Genomic DNA, 16,299 nt, shown 5'->3' on the forward strand with positions numbered 1-16,299 from the left:
CGCCGTGTTCACCCTCGGCGCGGGCGCGGACGCCGCGGCCCGCCCCGGCGGGCCACGCCGGCCCCCCGCCCCCCGCCGCTTAAAAAAAAACCCCCCCACCCGGGGGGGGCCCCCCCCCCCCCCCCCCCCCCCCCGACACGTTTTCCCAAGTCGGACCACGGCCTCGGATGTGCCGAATCAATAGCTTTCATGCATCATTTAGCACGGTTTCAGCCAGGAATAAAGAGGATATCCCAGCGGGGTCGCCGAGACCGATCAGACGGTTCGGGCGAACGTGGGGCGAGCGAACAGTCGGGCCACCGCGACGCCGCCCACCGGAATCACCCACACGTACTGGACTCCCGGAAGCGCAGACACCTTCACAGCGGGAGCCACCGACTTGTCTCACAAGTTCCCAGATCAGAACGCTATCACCAGATATCCATCCCCCTTGACAGTCTCGTCGTGAACGTGACCGTTCACAAGCGGAGGTCGGTTTGCCGTACCAGACAGTCGCAGTAACTACAGGTCACACGTAGTCCCGCCGCGCGTGACAGCAACGCGCGAGTAGCTTCCATCAGGAAAGAAAAAAATGAACCAATCGGATTGAGTGAAACACCTGGTTGCCACTCACCCGAGGCGGGGCTACGTTACCGGCATCACATCAGCTACACGATCGTGATGACCGCCCCCGAAGTGGGACCACCCCATTTCCGGGGGCACATACGACAGCGCAAGGAGACACAACATGGGCTCGTTCGATGAGCTACTTCTCGGCGTCCTGGGCGGAATGGCGTCCGCGAACCAGGGCGACCTCCTGCTCGAGACCTTCCTGGGCTCGCTCGAATCGTTCTTCCCGTAGTTCGATCCGCCGACCACCTTCGATTTCAGCCGAAACGCTGAATCAAACCGTCCCCAAGGAGTAAAAGTGGGATCGCTCTACGAAATGTTCGCGACCGGCATGGCCAGCCTCGGCGATGGCGCCCTGCCGTTCGTCCAAGCCCTGATCTCCCTCAGCGGTGGCACGCCCATCGGCGGCTGACCAGGCTGTTCACTGAGTGAAACACACGTTTGCCACATCTGTGGCCGACGCGATATGTTACCGGCGTCACAGTAGCTCCCGGACTGTGCCGGTGTTCGACAAGCAAGGAGTTAGACCATGGGTTCGTTGACTGAGCTGATGATGGCGGCGATCGCGGGCTTGGGTTCCGCGGCCGAAGGCGACGGCCTGCTCGCCGCGTTCCTGGGTTCGGTGGAGGCCTTCTTCCCGTAAACCCGGTGCTCGACAGCACCTCGGCTCGATTCCGGGCCTGATCCACTTCATCACCATCAGGAGTTAGACATGGGTTCCCTCTACGAACTGCTGGAGACCGGCGCGGGCAGCCTCAGCGACGCGGCGCTGCCCTTCGTCCAAGCGCTGATCAGCCTCAGCGGCGGCACGCCCACCCCGGGCAAGTAATCCCAGCGCACGTAGTTCAGCGTGGCCGGGGGTCGGCCGTGGTCCGGCCGGCCCCCGTTCCCGCCCGAGAAGTCAGCAGGCTCGCACCACCATGAAGAACGAAATGCTCCGCGGCGTCATGTCGGCCGTCTGCGTCCTGGCCCTGGCCTCGGCCCCGGTGTTCGTCGACGGCGCGCACGCCTCGGCCGATCCCGGCGCGCGACTGGTGAGCCAGACGCGGTCCGGCCAGGTCGCCGACATCACCGTGTACTCCCCCGCCATGGATCGCACCATCGCACTGCGGGTCCTGCGTCCCACCGACACGGCGACCCCGGCTCCGACGCTGTACCTGCTCAACGGCGCCGGGGGCGGCGAGGATTCGGCCAACTGGCCGGGGCAGACCGACGCGGGCGGGTTCTTCGCGGACAAGCACGTCAACGTCGTCATCCCGATGGAGGGCGCGTTCAGCTACTACACCGACTGGCAGCGGCCGGACGAGGGACTGGCGAAGAACCTCGAGAACAACGGCAACAACATGTGGACGACGTTCCTCACCCGGGAACTGCCGCCGGTGATCGACGCGACCTTCGGCACCAACGGGGTGAACTCGCTGGCCGGCATCTCGATGGCGGGCACCTCGGTGCTGGATCTGGCGATCCAGGCCCCCGAGCTGTACCGCAGCGTGTCCGCCTACAGCGGCTGCGCGATGACCAGCGACCCGATCGGCCGGGCGTTCGTCTCGCTGGTGGTGCGGATGGGTGGCGGCAACGTCGAGAACATGTGGGGTCCGGCCACCGACGCCGCCTGGCGCGAGCACGACCCCTATGTGCAAGCTCATCGTTTGCCCGATATTCCGATCTATATTTCCGCGGGCACCGGATTGCCGGGACCACACGACACCTTGTCGAATCCGCGCGTGCACATCAACGGCAAGAATCCGAATTCGATTCTGACGAATCAAATGCTCGTCGGCGGCGGCATCGAGGCCGCGACCGCGTATTGCACGGCGAATCTGGCGCAGCGCACGCGCGAACTCGGCCGCACGAATATCACCTACAACATCCGCCCGACCGGCACCCATTCGTGGGGCTACTGGGAGGACGATCTGCACGCCTCGTGGCCGATGATGGCGACGGCGCTCGGCCTGTGAGCGCCGAACTCCGGGTCGGCTCCGCGCGACTGAACCCGCGCGACGCGGTCTTCGTCTACGACGAGACCGACCGGCACCTGTCCAATGTGGTCGCGGTGTACATCGCCGACGCGTCGGAGCGGCCGCCGGTGACCCTCGACGAGGTACTGGACTGGACGCGCGCGAGCATCGGCCACGCGGCGCTGTTCCACCGGACCCTGCGGCGGGTGCCGCTGGATCTGGATCTGCCGTCCTGGGTGCCCGACCCCGGGCTGTCGGTGCGCGAGCACGTGGTCCTCGACCGGCCCGGCGACGGGTCGTGGGCGGCCGCGCGCGCCCGGATCGCCGAGATCACCTCGGCGCGGATGGATCTCACGCGGCCGCCGTGGGAGATCCATGTCCTCGATCGCGTCGACGGTGTGCCCTCGCTGCCCGGCGCCGCCACCATCATCGTGCTCAAGTTCCATCACAGTGTGGGAGACGGGGTGGCGACCCGCGCGCTCGAGAGCAGGCTGTTCGGGACGGCGCCCGCGCCGGCGACCCGGCTCGACCCGGCGTCGTCGCTGCGCACCGCAGCGCGCACGACCGCCGCGTTCCTCGCCGCGCCCGTCCGCTTCGTCGGCGGGTTGCGCCGCGGCGCGGCCGCCGGGGAAGAACTGCGGGAACTGGTCGACGCGGGCGCGATCCACGAACCGATCGCGCAGCGCCCGGCGACCCGGTTCAACCGGGACATCCACGCCGAGCCGACCTTTCAGCTGCTGCCGATCCCGATGGCCGAGGTGCTCGCCGCCAAGGCCGCGGCACCGTACCGCGTCACCGTCAACGACCTGATGCTGACGACGATCTCCGGCGCGCTCGCGGCCTACCTCGCCGAGCACGACGAGACTCCGGACGGCTCCCTGGCCGCCATGGTCCCGATGTCGATGCGCGGTGTCGCCGACTGGGATTCGGCGAATCAGCTCACGCAGATGATCGTCGACCTGCACACCGACATCGCCGACCCGGCCGAGCGGCTCGCCGCGATCAAGGAATCCGCGAGCCGGGCCAAGCAGCGCGCCGCGAACCCGGTGGTGCTGCGCGGCGATCGGCGGGTCGAGACCGCGCCCGCCCTGCTGCTGCGCGCGGCCGGATGGGCAAGGGCGCAGCGGCGTTTCGACGACGCCTCGACGGTGCCGCTGTGCAACACCACGATCAGCAATGTGCCGCCGGTGACCGACAGCCTGGTCTTTCTCGACCGACCGATCCGGCGCGTGGTCGGCTCACTGCCGATCCTCGACGGCGACGGCCTGCGCCATCTGATCACCTCGCAGGGCGACGAGATCGTGATCGCCGTGACGACCGATGCCGCGATGATGCCGGACCCGGACCACTACGGCGACCTGCTGCTGCGGTCGTTCCGCGCGCTCGCCGCCGCGCTGGGCCGGGACGTGCCCGCGCCGGCGTCCTAACGTTGCAGGCAGCCGGTGCGCCGGACCGGGAGCCCGCGATCGGTGAGCGCGCCGAGCAGCAGCTGGCCGCGGCGGGCCCCGGCGGCGCCGTCGACACGGGCCAGGTCGGGGACGTACGTCGCGGCGCCGATGACGGATTCACCGACCAGCGACCAGAACCGGCGCGCGGGCAACCCCGAGCAGCGGGTGAGCACCGACTGCAGCGGGATCAGCGCCGACGCGCACCGCTGCGCCAGCCAGACGGCCATCGCGGCCTCGCACGGCAGCGCGACCGTCCCGGGTTCGGCGGCGTCGGGGTCGCCGTCGACGACGCGAATCGTGGTGTCGGACAGGCCCGCCCAGTCGATGCCGCCGTCGTTGTCGTGATGGATCCACAGGTTGTCGCGGCCCGGGTCCCAGGCCTGCGCGTCGAGGACGAACAGCGCGGTCACCCGGCCGACCACGGCATGGATGAGCGCGGTCGCCACCACCTCGGCGGCTATGTCGTCGTTGATCATCTCCGCGGCGTGCCTGCGGTACATGAGTTCGACGCGCCCCTCGGACAGGCCGTTGGGCACGTGCCACCAGCGCCGTTTGCCCTGGCCTGCCATCGCCGCCACGGCATAGACCCGCGGATGTTCGGGTTGCAGCGATTGCAACCTGGCGCACGCGCGATCGAACGCGGCGGTGGTGCGGGTCATGGCGGTGGTGGTGACGGGCTCGGGCATCGAACCTCCTCGAACGGTGGGGCTCCCGTGACGATGATGTCACGAAACATAGGTTAGGCTTACCAGACTTCACAAGTCGTGTCCGGTATCGAGGCAGGAGAAGTTCGTCGCCGTGATCCACCCTGGCAGCGTCAGACGCCGTCGTCTGACCGGGCTTCTTCTGCTCGCGGTACTGCTCACCGTGGCCGTGCTCGCGAGTGTCGCCATCGGCACCCGCTCGCTCGCACCCGCCACGGTGCTAGACGCCGTCGTGCACGCTCTCGGCTGCGACGGCGGTCCGTTCCGCTGCGCGGCCGGCTCCACCGCCGAGGAAATCGTGCGTGAGCTGCGTCTACCGCGCACCGCGCTGGCCCTGATCGCCGGCATGGCGCTGGGCAGCGCGGGCGCGCTCATCCAGGGGTATACCCGGAATCCGCTCGCTGATGCCGGTTTGTTGGGACTCAATGCCGGTGCCGGCTTCCTGGCCGCGCTCAGCATCTATCTGTTCGGCTTCACGATGCCCAGCCAGTACATCTGGTTCGCCTTCGCCGGCTCGGCGATCGCTGGCGTCATCGTGTTCGGGGTGTCCTCGATCGGCGGCGGCAAGGCCAGCCCGTTGAGCCTGGTGCTCGCCGGCGCCGCACTCACCGCGTTTCTGCAGGCCATGACGAACGCGGTCGTCGTGCTCGACAACGCGGCGCTGGACACCTATCGCTTCTGGGTGGTCGGGACCGTGAACGGCCGCGAGGCCGACGTGTTCTGGCAGGTGCTGCCGTTCCTCGTCCTCGGCATGGCGATGGCGGTCGCGGCGGCACCGAACCTCAATTTGCTCAGCCTCGGTGACGACGTCGCACGCGGGCTCGGCGTCGACCTCGGTCGGGCGCGCGCCTTCGGCCTGTTCGCGATCGTGCTGCTCAGCGGCGCCGCCACCGCCGCGATCGGGCCGATCGCGTTCCTCGGACTCGTGGTGCCCCATCTCGCGCGGACGATCACCGGACCGGACAATCGATGGCTGGTCCCCTACTCGGCGCTGCTCGGCGGGCTGTTGCTACTCGTGGCCGACATCGCCGGGCGGGTGGTCGCCCGGCCGGGCGAGCTGCAGGTCGGGGTGATGCTGGCCGCGATCGGCGCCCCGTTCTTCATCGCGCTGGTACGCCGCAAGAAGTTGGTGAGTCTGTGAGCACGATCGAGACCGAGGCGCCGAAGGAGACCCTGGCCCGGGTGCGACCCGCGCTGCGGGTGGGACCGGTGTCGCTGGTCCTGCGGCCCGTGCTGTTCGGGGTAGTCCTGGCGCTGGCCGTCCTGGTGTTCGGCCTGTTCTGCCTGGACATCGCCGTCGGTGACACCCGGATCCCGCTGGGCCGGGTGCTCGAGGTGCTCGGTGGCGGCGGCACCCGATCGCAGCGCTTCATCATCATGGAATCCCGGCTGCCGCGCGCGCTCACGGCCGTCGTGGTCGGCGCCGCGCTCGGGCTCTCCGGCGCGCTGATGCAGTCGATCCTGCACAACCCGCTCGCCGGACCGGACGTGCTCGGCATCACCACCGGCGCGAGCGTCGGCGCGGTCGCGGTGCTGGTCGGCAGCGGTGGCGCGACCACCGGGCTGATCGCGACCGTCGGCGCCCCGCTGGCCGCGCTGCTCGGCGGGCTGCTCACGGCGATACTGATCTATGTGCTCGCCTGGGGACGCGGCCGGACCGGGGAACAGGGCGTCACCGGGTTTCGGCTCGTGCTCATCGGTATCGGTGTGAACGCGGTGCTGATGTCGGTGATCAGCTGGCTGCTCACCCGGGCCAGTCTCACCGATGCCGCCAGGGCCCAGATCTGGCTCAACGGCTCGCTCAACGCCGCCGACCTGGCGCGGGCGGTGCCCGCGGCGATCGCGCTCACCGTGGTCACGGTGGTGGCGCTGGTCTCCGCCCGTACCTTGGCGGCGCTGCGCCTCGGCGAGGAGTCGACGCGGGTGCTCGGCGTGCGCATCCAGTCCCAGCAGGCGTTGCTGATCGGCGCGTCCGTGGTGGCGGCCTCGGTCGCGACGGCGGCGGTCGGGCCGGTGGGCTTCGTGGCGCTGGCGGCACCGCAGATCGCCAGGATGGCGCTGCGCACGCCCGGTGAACCGCTGATCGCCTCGGCGCTCACCGGCGCGGGGCTGGTCGCCGGAGCCGATATCGTCTCGCGCACGCTGCTGCCCGTCGACCTGCCCGTCGGTATCGTCACCGCCGCGCTCGGCGGACCGTTCCTGCTCTATCTGCTCGTCCGCATGAACCGGAAGGCCACGCTCTCATGACCAGCCCCGCCCACCGCCTCGCCGCCGACAGCGTCTCCCTCGGCTACGGCGAGCGGGTGATCGTCGACGAGCTCAGCCTCGACATCGCCCCCGGCGTGGTGACCACCGTCATCGGGCCCAACGGCTGCGGCAAGTCCACGCTGCTCAAGTCGCTGGGCAGGCTGTTGCGCCCGCGCGCCGGTCAGGTCGTGCTCGACGGCAAGGCCATCTCGACGATGAAGACCAAGGACGTGGCCAGGGTGGTCGGCATGCTGCCGCAGACCCCGGTCGCCCCGGAGGGCCTGACCGTCGCCGACCTGGTCGCCCGCGGCCGCCACCCGCACCAGTCCTGGCTGCGGCAGTGGTCGGCCGACGACGAGACCGAGGTCGCCGCCGCGCTGGCCCAGACCGGCATCGCCGACCTCGCCGAACGCACCCTCGACGAGCTCTCCGGTGGCCAGCGGCAGCGCGCCTGGATCTCGATGGCCCTGGCCCAGGGCACCGACATCCTGCTGCTCGACGAGCCGACCACCTATCTCGACCTCGCGCACAGCCTCGAGGTGCTCGACCTCGTCGACCGGCTGCACGCCGACCTCGGCCGCACGGTGGTGATGGTGCTGCACGACCTCAACCTCGCCATCCGCTACAGCGACGAGCTGGTGGTGATGGCGCAGGGCCGGATCGTGGCGCGGGGCAAGCCCGCCGAGATCGTCACCGCCGAGCTGCTCGCCGAGGTGTTCGGCCTCGAGGCGACCGTGCTCACCGACCCGGTCTCGGGGCGCCCGCTCATCGTCCCGATCGGCACCCGGCACGTGCACGGCGCCGACGGGTATGACGAATGACACACCAGCAAACCCCCCGTTACGACAATCTGTAGTACGCATCTTTGTCGTTGAGTCCGTAAAATTGTGGGATGGCAGGACTCGGCGAACTCGAAAAAGCGGTCATGGACCAGTTGTGGTCGGCCGACGAACCGCAGACGGTGCGGCAGGTCCACGAAGCACTGGCCGCGCGGCGTGAGCTCGCGTACACCACGGTCATGACGGTGCTGCAGCGACTGGCGAAGAAGAATCTGGTGGTGCAGCGCCGCGATGACCGCGCGCATCGATACGCACCGGTGCACACCCGCGACGAACTGGTCGCGAGCCTGATGGTGGACGCGTTGCAGCAGGCCGACGCCTCGGGCAGCCGCGCGGCCGCGCTCGTGCACTTCGTGGAACAGGTGGGCAAGGACGAGGCCGACGCCCTGCGGGAGGCTCTCGCCAAGCTCGAATCCGACGAGCAGAGCAGTTAGACTCCTGGCGGCTCTCACAACGACGTGAGCGCCCCTGGTCCCACAACGCAGTGAGCAGAGTCGATGAACGCAACCGCGGCAGTCTTCGCAGGTCTCGCCTTGCTTCTCGCAGGGCCGGTGCCCGCACTGCTCAGCCGCGCGACCTGGGTGCACCGCACGCCGCGCGCGGCGCTGGTGTTGTGGCAGGCCATCGCGCTGGCCGCCGTGCTCAGCGCCTTCGGCTCGGGGCTGGCCATCGCCAGTCTGCTGCTCGTTCCCGGCCCCGACGGTAGGCCGACCACCTCCCCCACCAAGGAGATCGACGCGCTCGGTCTGCCCCTGTGGACGGTGTACGTGACGGTCTTCGCGCTGACCCTGATGGTCGGCGCCCGGCTCATGTTCTCCATCGTGCGCGTGGGCGTGCACACCCGTCGCCGCAGGTCCCGGCATCGCATGCTGGTCGACCTGCTCGATCAGAGCGGCCCCGTCCGGCGGGCCGCCGACATCCGGGTGCTCGCCGCCACCGAACCCATCGCCTACTGCCTGCCCGGTCTGCGTCAGCGGGTGGTGCTCAGCGAAGGCACCCTGACCAACCTCGACGACGCCGAGGTCACCGCGATCGTGAGCCACGAACGTTCGCATCTGCGGGCCCGCCACGACCTGGTGCTCGAGGCGTTCACCGCCGTGCACGAGGCCTTTCCCCGGGTGGTCCGCAGCAAGGCCGCGCTCGGCTCGGTGAAACTGCTCATCGAGCTGCTCGCCGACGACTCCGCGGTGAAGGTGACCGGCCCCAAGCCACTGGCCCGCGCCCTCGTCGCGTGCGCGAAGTCGACCGCGCCGCAGGGCGCGCTCGCCGCGGGCGGGCCGACCACGCTGATCCGCATCCAGCGCCTTGCCGGGCACACCGGCGACGTGAGAGTCGCCACGGCCGCCTACCTCGGTTCGGCCGCGATCCTGGTGGTGCCGACCCTCGCCGTCGCGGTGCCGTGGCTGCAGGAGCTCAACCGGCTCTTCCACGGCTGACCTGGCGATCAGTCACGCGCGCCCGGCCATCGCCGACCCCGCGCGGCACCGTTTCCGGACGCGGCCGGAGCGTGCACACAATCACCGCTACAAACCACCGGCTGACCAGCTTGTTTACCCACACGAGCGCGAACACGACTACCCTGGGAGACCGGTCCTTCCTGCTGGGCCGCACCCCGGGCCCGCCGTGCGCGGCTCCGGGTCATCGGCGCCGGTCATCTTCCAGCGCGATGCGCAGCCCAACGAAAGGCCATTTTGTCTACCTCCACGCGTCCTGACGCCACCTTCGCCGAGCTCGGCCTGCCCGTCGCCCTGGTGCAGACCCTCCGCAACGCCGGCATCGAGAAGCCCTTCCCCATCCAGGCCGCCACCATCGGCGACGCGCTCGCCGGGCGTGACGTGCTCGGTCGCGGCCCGACCGGCTCGGGCAAGACCCTCGCCTTCGGCCTGCCGATGCTGACCCGCCTCACCGGCGCCTCCGCCAAGCCCGGCCGCCCGCGCGGTCTGGTCCTGGTGCCCACCCGCGAACTGGCGACCCAGATCGAGCGCGCGCTCGACGAGGCCGCGCTCTCGCTGGGCCTGCGCGTCGCCTCGGTCGTCGGCGGCGCGCCGATCAAGCGCCAGGCCGACCGGCTCGCGCGCGGCGTCGATCTGCTCATCGCCACCCCCGGCCGTCTCGACGACCTGATCAAGCAGCGCGCCGCGGACCTGTCCGACGTGATGATCACCGCGCTCGACGAAGCCGACCACATGGCCGACATGGGCTTCCTGCCCCAGGTCACCCGGCTCCTGGACCGCACGCCGAGAGACGGTCAGCGTCTGCTGTTCTCGGCCACCCTCGACGGTGACGTCGACAAGCTGGTCAAGCGCTACATGCACCAGCCCGTCACCCATTCCACCGCGCCGCCGGAGGCGTCGGTGACCACCATGTCGCACCATCTGCTGTACGTGCGCGACAAGAACGTCAAGCGCTCGGTCGCCACCGAGATCGCCGCCCGCGAGGGCCTGACCATCATGTTCGTGCGCACCAAGCACGGCGCCGACCGCCTGGCCAAGCAGCTGCGTGGCGCCGGTGTGGCCGCGGGCTCGCTGCACGGCGGCAAGGCGCAGAACAACCGCACCCGCACGCTGGCGGCCTTCGCCGACGGCTCGGTCCCGGTGCTGGTCACCACCGACGTCGCCGCGCGCGGCATCCACATCGACGGCGTCTCGCTGGTCGTGCACTTCGACCCGCCCGCCGAGCACAAGGCCTACCTGCATCGCGCCGGCCGCACGGCGCGTGCCGGTGAGGACGGTGTCGTGGTCACCCTGGTCACCGACGAGGAGCGCAAGGACGTGGCCGCGATGACCCGCAAGGCGGGCGTGCGGACCGACGGTGTCGACGTGCGCCCCGGCGACCGGAACCTGGTCGAGATCACCGGCGCCCGCAAGCCCAGCGGCATCGCGCTGGCCGCGCCGGCCGCCCCGGCCCAGAACGCCCCGAAGTCGTCCGGCGGCGGCCGCTCGCGGCGCGGAAGGTCCGGTGGCGCACCGGGTTCCGAGGTCGCCCAGGGCCACAGCCGCGGTGGCGCGCCGCGCCGGGAACGTCCGGCGGGTGAGTCGCGGACCCGCAAGCCCGCGGGCGCCGGTGGACACGCCCGCAATGGCGACACGCCGACGAATTCGCGTCGCCGGGCCGCGCGTCCGGCGGGTTCGGTGCCCCACCGCAACCGCACCGCAAACTGAGTTCTCGCGTGGCCGAACCGATTACGGTTCGGCCACGCTGCTGTCCGCGCTCGTCCCGCCCCGCCGGTCGACGAAGGCCCGCCGCCTCGGCCGGGCGCCCTCGTCCCGCAGCGGGTGAGCTCGCGTGCCGGTGATGCCCGGTCCCCCACACGCGCGTCGCGTCCGGATTCCTGGCGTGGGAGTCGTGGCCGGGTAGGCCCGTCGGCCACACTGAACAGGTGACGGACCGTCCGATCCTCGCGATCGTCTGCGCGCTGCTGGCTGCGCTGCTCTTCGCGGTGTCCTCGGTGGCGCAGCAGCAGGCGGCCGCCGGGGTGTCGCGAGACGAGACCCTGCTCGGGACACTGGTCCGCAGCCCCCGATGGTGGGCCGGGATAGTCGGCGACATCGGCGGTTACGGCATGCAGGTCCTCGCCCTCGGCTTCGGGGCGGTGCTGCTGGTGCAGCCGATCCTGGTGTGCTCGCTGGTCTTCGCGCTGCCGCTGGCCGCGCGGCTCAACCGGCAGCGCGTCAGCGGCCGCGCCGCGACGACCGCGCTGGTCCTCGTCCTGGCACTCGTGCTGTTCCTGGTCGTCGGCGACCCGACCGCGGGCGCCGACACCGCGCCGCTGCGCGACTGGGCGCTGCCGCTGACGATCCTGCTGAGTGTGGTCGCCGCGGCGACCGCGGCCGGGTTCCTGCGCGCCGACCCCGCCGAGCAGGCCCTCGCCCTCGGCGTGGCGGGCGGGTGCCTGTTCGGGCTGGCCGCCGCGCTCACCGACCGGGTCGTCGCGCTCTTCGGTACCGGCCTCGGCGCGGTGGTCACCGGCTGGCAGACCTGGGCGCTGGTAGCGGCGGGTCTGCTCGGCTTCGCCCTGCAGCAACGGGCCTACCAGGTCGGGCCGCTGATCGCCTCACTGCCCGCGGCCACGGTGACCGAGCCGCTCGCCGCCGCCTTCCTCGGCCTCACCGCGCTCCACGAGCGGTTACGCACCGACGGCGCCGGGCTGCTCGTCGTCGCGGCCTGCGTGGTGGTCATGTGCGTGACCGCGGTCCTGCTGTGCCGGTCACAGGCGGCGATGCCACCCGAGCCCACCGCGGGCGCGCGCTGAGGTGTTGCGCACGCCGGCACTCACAGCGCTATCATCGACCAAGTGCGATTTCTTCCGGGACCCCAGCCGCCGTATGACCTGACCTACGACGACCTCTTCCTCGTCCCGAACCGGACGGATGTCGCGTCCAGGTTCGATGTCGACCTGGCCAGCGTCGACGGGACCGGCACCACCATCCCGCTCGTGGTCGCGAACATGACCGCCGTCGCGGGCAAGCGGATGGCCGAGACCGTCGCCCGGCGCGGTGGCCTCGTGGTACTCCCCCAGGATCTGCCGATCCCGGCGGCCGCCGACACCATCGCCTTCGTGAAGAGCCGCTCGCTCACCGCCGACACCCCCGTCACCCTCGACCCCGACCAGTCGGTGTCGGACGCGGTGGCCCTGATGCACAAGCGCGCGCACGGCGCGGTGATCGTGGTCGAGGACGGCAAGCCCGTCGGCGTGGTCACCGAGGGCGCCTGCGCCGATGTGGACCGGTTCGCGCGGTTGCGCGAGGTCGCCGTCACCGATTTCGTGCAGGCGCCCGTCGACCTGTCCCCGCGCGAGATCTTCGACCGCCTGGCCGAATCGCACGCCCAGCTGGCCGTGCTCACCAACACCGACGGCACCCTGGCCGGCGTGATGACCCGCACCGGCGCGATCCGCGCCGGCATCTACACCCCCGCGGTGGACGCGAACGGCAAGCTGCGCATCGCGGCGGCGGTCGGCATCAACGGTGACGTGGCCGCCAAGGCGAAGGCGCTGGCCGAGGCGGGCGCCGACGTGCTCGTCCTCGACACCGCGCACGGCCACCAGACCAAGATGCTCGAATCCCTGCGCACCGTCGCCGATCTCGGCCTCGGGCTGCCGCTGGTGGCGGGCAACGTGGTCTCGGCCGAGGGCACCCGCGACCTGGCCGAGGCCGGCGCGACGATCATCAAGGTCGGTGTCGGTCCCGGCGCCATGTGCACCACCCGCATGATGACCGGCGTCGGGCGGCCGCAGTTCTCGGCGGTCGCCGAATGTGCCGCGGCGGCAAAGGAACTCGGCGTGCACGTGTGGGCCGACGGTGGCGTGCGGCACCCACGCGACGTCGCCCTCGCGCTCGCGGCGGGCGCGTCGAACGTGATGATCGGTTCGTGGTTCGCCGGAACCTATGAGTCCCCCGGCGACCTGCGCGTCGACCGCGACGGCAACAAGTACAAGGAGAGCTTCGGCATGGCCTCCAAGCGTGCCGTCGCCGCCCGCACCACCGCCGACAGCGGTTTCGACCGCGCCCGCAAGGCCCTGTTCGAGGAGGGCATCTCCAGCTCGCGCATGCGCCTGGACCCCGAGCGCCCCGGCGTCGAGGACCTCATCGACCACATCTGCTCGGGCGTGCGCAGCTCCTGCACCTACGCGGGCGCCCGCTCGCTGCCGGAGTTCCACGAGCGCGCCGTCCTCGGTGTGCAGTCCGCCGCCGGCTTCGCGGAGGGACGCCCGCTGCCCAGCGGCTGGTGAGAACGACGGGCCGGTTCCGGACGGGACCGGCCCGCGCCGCTGACGCATCATCGGTGGGGAGCGATTACTATGGTGTTGCCGATATCGGCATGCTTGCTTCCACCGAAAGGATCCAGTTGTCACCCGCGTCCAAGGGCGCCACACAGGAGGGTTCCTCTACGGAGCCGGGTGACAAACCCGGCGTCCTCCTTTCCGCAGCGTCCGTTCGATCCGTCCCCACCACCGTGTCCAGGTGGTGCTGAGGAATGTCTGTCGTGCTGACAGTGCTCAGCCTGATCGGTTTCGTCGCTCTCACCCTCGGTACGGCGCTCTTCGTCGCCGCCGAGTTCTCCCTCACCGCCCTGGAACGCAGCACCGTCGAGGCCGCCGCGCGCGCCGGTGACGTGCGGTCCCGGCTGGTCAAGCAGGCCCACAACACCCTGTCGTTCCAGCTCTCCGGCGCCCAGCTCGGCATCACCATCACCACGCTGATCACCGGCTTCATCGCCGAGCCGGTGCTCGCCCGGTTGTTCGCGCCGCTGCTGGACGCGGTCGGGCTGGGCCCGAGCGCCGCGCACGGTGTCGCCCTCGTCGTGGCGCTGATCCTGGCCACCTCGCTGTCGATGATCTACGGCGAGCTGGTGCCCAAGAACATCGCGATCGCCGAACCGATGTCGACGGCCCGGCTCACCGCGGGTCCGATGATCTGGTTCTCCGCGCTGTTCAAGTGGCTGATCCGGTTCCTCAACGGCGCCGCCAACTGGATCGTGCGCAGGCTCGGCATCGAGCCCGCGGAGGAACTGCGCTCGGCGCGATCCCCGCAGGAACTCGGCTCGCTGGTCCGCACCTCGGCGCTGCGCGGCGCCATGGACCAGCGCACCGCGCAGGTGATGGACCGTTCGCTGGAATTCGGTGAGCGCAGCGCCGAAGACCTGATGACCCCGCGCGTGAAGGTCGAATCCCTCGACCGCGACGACACCGTCGCCGATCTCATCGCCGCCTCCGCCCGCACCGGCTACTCCCGGTTCCCGGTCATCGACGGCGACCTGGACAACTCGCTCGGCGTGGTCCACGTCAAGCAGGCGTTCACCCATCCGGCGCATCTGCGCAAGCACATCCCCCTGAGCAAGCTGGCGATGGCGGTGCCGATCGTGCCCGCCAGCCTCGACGGTGACGAAGTGCTCGAGCGGGTCCGTGCCGACGGCATGCAGGTGGCGCTGGTCGTCGACGAATACGGCGGCACCGCGGGCCTGGTGACCATGGAGGACCTGATCGAGGAGATCCTCGGCGATGTGCGCGACGAGCACGACGAGGAGGAACGCGATGTCCGCCGGGTCTCCGACGGCTGGGACTGCTCGGGTCTGCTGCGCATCGACGAGGTGTCGCGCGCGACCGGATACGAAGCGCCCGAAGGCGAATACGAGACCCTGGGCGGCCTCGTGCTGACCCAGCTGGGCCGGATCCCGGCCACCGGCGACGAGGTGGTGTTGCCCGAATCCCGCGGCACCGGTGGCGGCTGGATCGCCAGGGTGGACCGGATGGACGGCCGCCGCATCGACCGGGTGCGCCTGATCCCGGTGGACGCGGCGCACCTGGCGGCACGGGAGCACAACCATGGGTGACCTGTTCGGCATCGTCCTCACCGTGGTCCTGCTCGCGGCCAACGCGTTCTTCGTCGCCGCCGAGTTCGCGCTGATCTCGGCGCGGCGTGACCGCTTGGAAGCCCTGGTCGCCCAGGGCAAGCGGAAGGCGAAGACCGTCATCGAGGCGGGCGAGAACCTCTCGATCATGCTGGCGGCGGCCCAGCTCGGCATCACCATCTGTTCGATCCTGCTCGGCCGCGTCGGCGAGCCCGCGGTGGCGCATCTGCTCGAGCAGCCGTTCCACGCGCTCGGCATGCCCGATCAGCTGCTGCATCCGGTGTCGTTCACCCTGGCACTGACGCTGGTGGTGATCCTGCACATCCTGCTCGGCGAGATGGTGCCGAAGAACATCGCGCTGGCCGGGCCGGAACGATCGGCGCTGCTGCTGGTGCCAGTGCACCTGGTGTGGTTGCGGATCGCGCGCCCGCTCATCGCGCTGTACAACTTCCTGGCCAACATCTCGCTGCGGATGCTGCGGGTGGAGCCCAAGGACGAGCTCGAAGCGACGGTGTCGACGGTGGAGCTGGCCGAGATGATCGGCGAGTCCCGCTCGGAGGGACTGCTCGACGAGGAGGAGCACCGCAGGCTCACCCAGGCACTCGGCACCTCGGAGCGCATCGTCGGCGACGTGATGGTGCCACTGGCGCAGGCCCGCTCGGTCCCGTTGCGCGGCAACGGAACCACGCTCGGTGACATCGAGGCGGCGGTCGGCGAGACGGGCTTCTCCCGCTACCCGGTGCGCGCCGGCGACGGGTCGCTGGTCGGGTACCTGCACGTGAAGGACGTGCTCGACAAGGTCGCCGACGACTCCGCGGGACCGGACACCCAGATCCCCCGCACCGACATCCGTCCGCTGCCGACGGTGAGCACGGGCACCGCGCTCTTCGAGGCACTGGCGCGGTTGCGCCGCACCAACTCCCACCTCGGCCGGGTGGTGGACGGTCGCGGCAACACCGTCGGCGTGGTGGCCCTGGAAGACCTGATCGAGGAGTTCGTCGGCACCGTCCGCGACGGCACCCACCGTCTCAGCGAATGAGCGTCGAGCCCCCCCGGCCAACCCCCCCCCCGGGGCCCCCCAGGCGGACCCCCGCCCCCCGGGGGCCCCCCCCGGGCGCCCGCCCCCCGCCCCCGGGCCCCCCGG

At 70.6% G+C, this 16,299-nt stretch carries 13 protein-coding genes; 12 read left to right on the top strand and 1 reads right to left on the bottom strand.

Annotated elements, in window-relative coordinates:
- The first annotated feature begins 1,529 nt into the window (after positions 1-1,529).
- Entirely contained in the window at positions 1,530-2,567 is a 1,038-nt protein-coding gene (locus QH270_RS10705) for an alpha/beta hydrolase (RefSeq protein ID WP_280340553.1), read from the top strand.
- Complete coding sequence (locus tag QH270_RS10710; protein WP_280340555.1) at positions 2,564-3,994, top strand: wax ester/triacylglycerol synthase family O-acyltransferase; 1,431 nt, start codon at positions 2,564-2,566, stop codon at positions 3,992-3,994. The genes QH270_RS10705 and QH270_RS10710 overlap by 4 nt, the downstream gene beginning before the upstream one ends.
- On the opposite strand, the gene QH270_RS10715 is transcribed toward QH270_RS10710, so the two are convergent.
- On the bottom strand, positions 3,991-4,701 hold the full coding sequence (locus QH270_RS10715; RefSeq protein WP_232999467.1) for a hypothetical protein: 711 nt from the start codon (positions 4,699-4,701) through the stop codon (positions 3,991-3,993). The genes QH270_RS10710 and QH270_RS10715 overlap by 4 nt on opposite strands.
- 112 nt (positions 4,702-4,813) lie before the next feature.
- Between QH270_RS10715 and QH270_RS10720 the strand changes: the two genes are divergently transcribed.
- From QH270_RS10720 to QH270_RS10765, 10 genes are all read left to right on the top strand, one after another.
- The gene (locus tag QH270_RS10720) at positions 4,814-5,860 is read left to right on the top strand and encodes a FecCD family ABC transporter permease (RefSeq protein ID WP_280340558.1); all 1,047 of its coding nucleotides are present in this window, start codon (positions 4,814-4,816) and stop codon (positions 5,858-5,860) included.
- Positions 5,857-6,966 carry a FecCD family ABC transporter permease gene (locus tag QH270_RS10725; protein WP_280340560.1) on the top strand — a complete coding sequence of 370 codons (1,110 nt, stop codon included), beginning with the start codon at positions 5,857-5,859 and terminating at the stop codon, positions 6,964-6,966. Before QH270_RS10720 ends, QH270_RS10725 begins: the two co-directional genes overlap by 4 nt.
- The gene (locus tag QH270_RS10730) at positions 6,963-7,787 is read left to right on the top strand and encodes an ABC transporter ATP-binding protein (RefSeq protein WP_280340562.1); all 825 of its coding nucleotides are present in this window, start codon (positions 6,963-6,965) and stop codon (positions 7,785-7,787) included. Before QH270_RS10725 ends, QH270_RS10730 begins: the two co-directional genes overlap by 4 nt.
- 71 nt (positions 7,788-7,858) lie before the next feature.
- Positions 7,859-8,239 (top strand): BlaI/MecI/CopY family transcriptional regulator, encoded by a 381-nt coding sequence (locus QH270_RS10735; RefSeq protein WP_280340564.1) that lies wholly within the window; start codon positions 7,859-7,861, stop codon positions 8,237-8,239.
- Positions 8,240-8,302: 63 nt separating this feature from the next.
- Positions 8,303-9,241: a M56 family metallopeptidase gene (locus QH270_RS10740; RefSeq protein ID WP_232999471.1), complete on the top strand. Its 939-nt coding sequence runs from the start codon at positions 8,303-8,305 to the stop codon at positions 9,239-9,241.
- A 255-nt stretch (positions 9,242-9,496) separates the two neighbouring features.
- The gene (locus QH270_RS10745; protein ID WP_432420336.1) at positions 9,497-10,966 is read left to right on the top strand and encodes a DEAD/DEAH box helicase; all 1,470 of its coding nucleotides are present in this window, start codon (positions 9,497-9,499) and stop codon (positions 10,964-10,966) included.
- Between the two features lie 218 nt (positions 10,967-11,184).
- A complete protein-coding gene (locus tag QH270_RS10750; protein WP_280340565.1) occupies positions 11,185-12,057 on the top strand; it encodes a DMT family transporter in 873 nt (290 codons plus the stop codon).
- Positions 12,058-12,099: 42 nt separating this feature from the next.
- Positions 12,100-13,536 (top strand): GuaB1 family IMP dehydrogenase-related protein, encoded by a 1,437-nt coding sequence (locus QH270_RS10755; protein WP_280340567.1) that lies wholly within the window; start codon positions 12,100-12,102, stop codon positions 13,534-13,536.
- A 245-nt stretch (positions 13,537-13,781) separates the two neighbouring features.
- Positions 13,782-15,137, top strand: coding sequence for a hemolysin family protein (locus tag QH270_RS10760; RefSeq protein WP_280340569.1), 1,356 nt, complete (start codon positions 13,782-13,784; stop codon positions 15,135-15,137).
- Positions 15,130-16,194: a hemolysin family protein gene (locus QH270_RS10765; RefSeq protein ID WP_280340571.1), complete on the top strand. Its 1,065-nt coding sequence runs from the start codon at positions 15,130-15,132 to the stop codon at positions 16,192-16,194. Before QH270_RS10760 ends, QH270_RS10765 begins: the two co-directional genes overlap by 8 nt.
- The last annotated feature ends 105 nt before the right edge of the window (positions 16,195-16,299 follow it).

This window comes from Nocardia neocaledoniensis (genome assembly GCF_029868625.1).
GTDB classification, from domain to species: Bacteria; Actinomycetota; Actinomycetes; order Mycobacteriales; family Mycobacteriaceae; genus Nocardia; species Nocardia neocaledoniensis_A.

Coding starts and splice junctions, on each gene's coding strand:
- QH270_RS10760 (WP_280340569.1), top strand. CDS start 13,782: ATGTCTGTCGTGCTGACAGTGCTCAGCCTGATCGGTTTCGTCGCTCTC.
- QH270_RS10730 (WP_280340562.1), top strand. CDS start 6,963: ATGACCAGCCCCGCCCACCGCCTCGCCGCCGACAGCGTCTCCCTCGGC.
- QH270_RS10740 (WP_232999471.1), top strand. CDS start 8,303: ATGAACGCAACCGCGGCAGTCTTCGCAGGTCTCGCCTTGCTTCTCGCA.
- QH270_RS10735 (WP_280340564.1), top strand. CDS start 7,859: ATGGCAGGACTCGGCGAACTCGAAAAAGCGGTCATGGACCAGTTGTGG.
- QH270_RS10765 (WP_280340571.1), top strand. CDS start 15,130: ATGGGTGACCTGTTCGGCATCGTCCTCACCGTGGTCCTGCTCGCGGCC.
- QH270_RS10715 (WP_232999467.1), bottom strand. CDS start 4,701: ATGCCCGAGCCCGTCACCACCACCGCCATGACCCGCACCACCGCCGCG.
- QH270_RS10705 (WP_280340553.1), top strand. CDS start 1,530: ATGAAGAACGAAATGCTCCGCGGCGTCATGTCGGCCGTCTGCGTCCTG.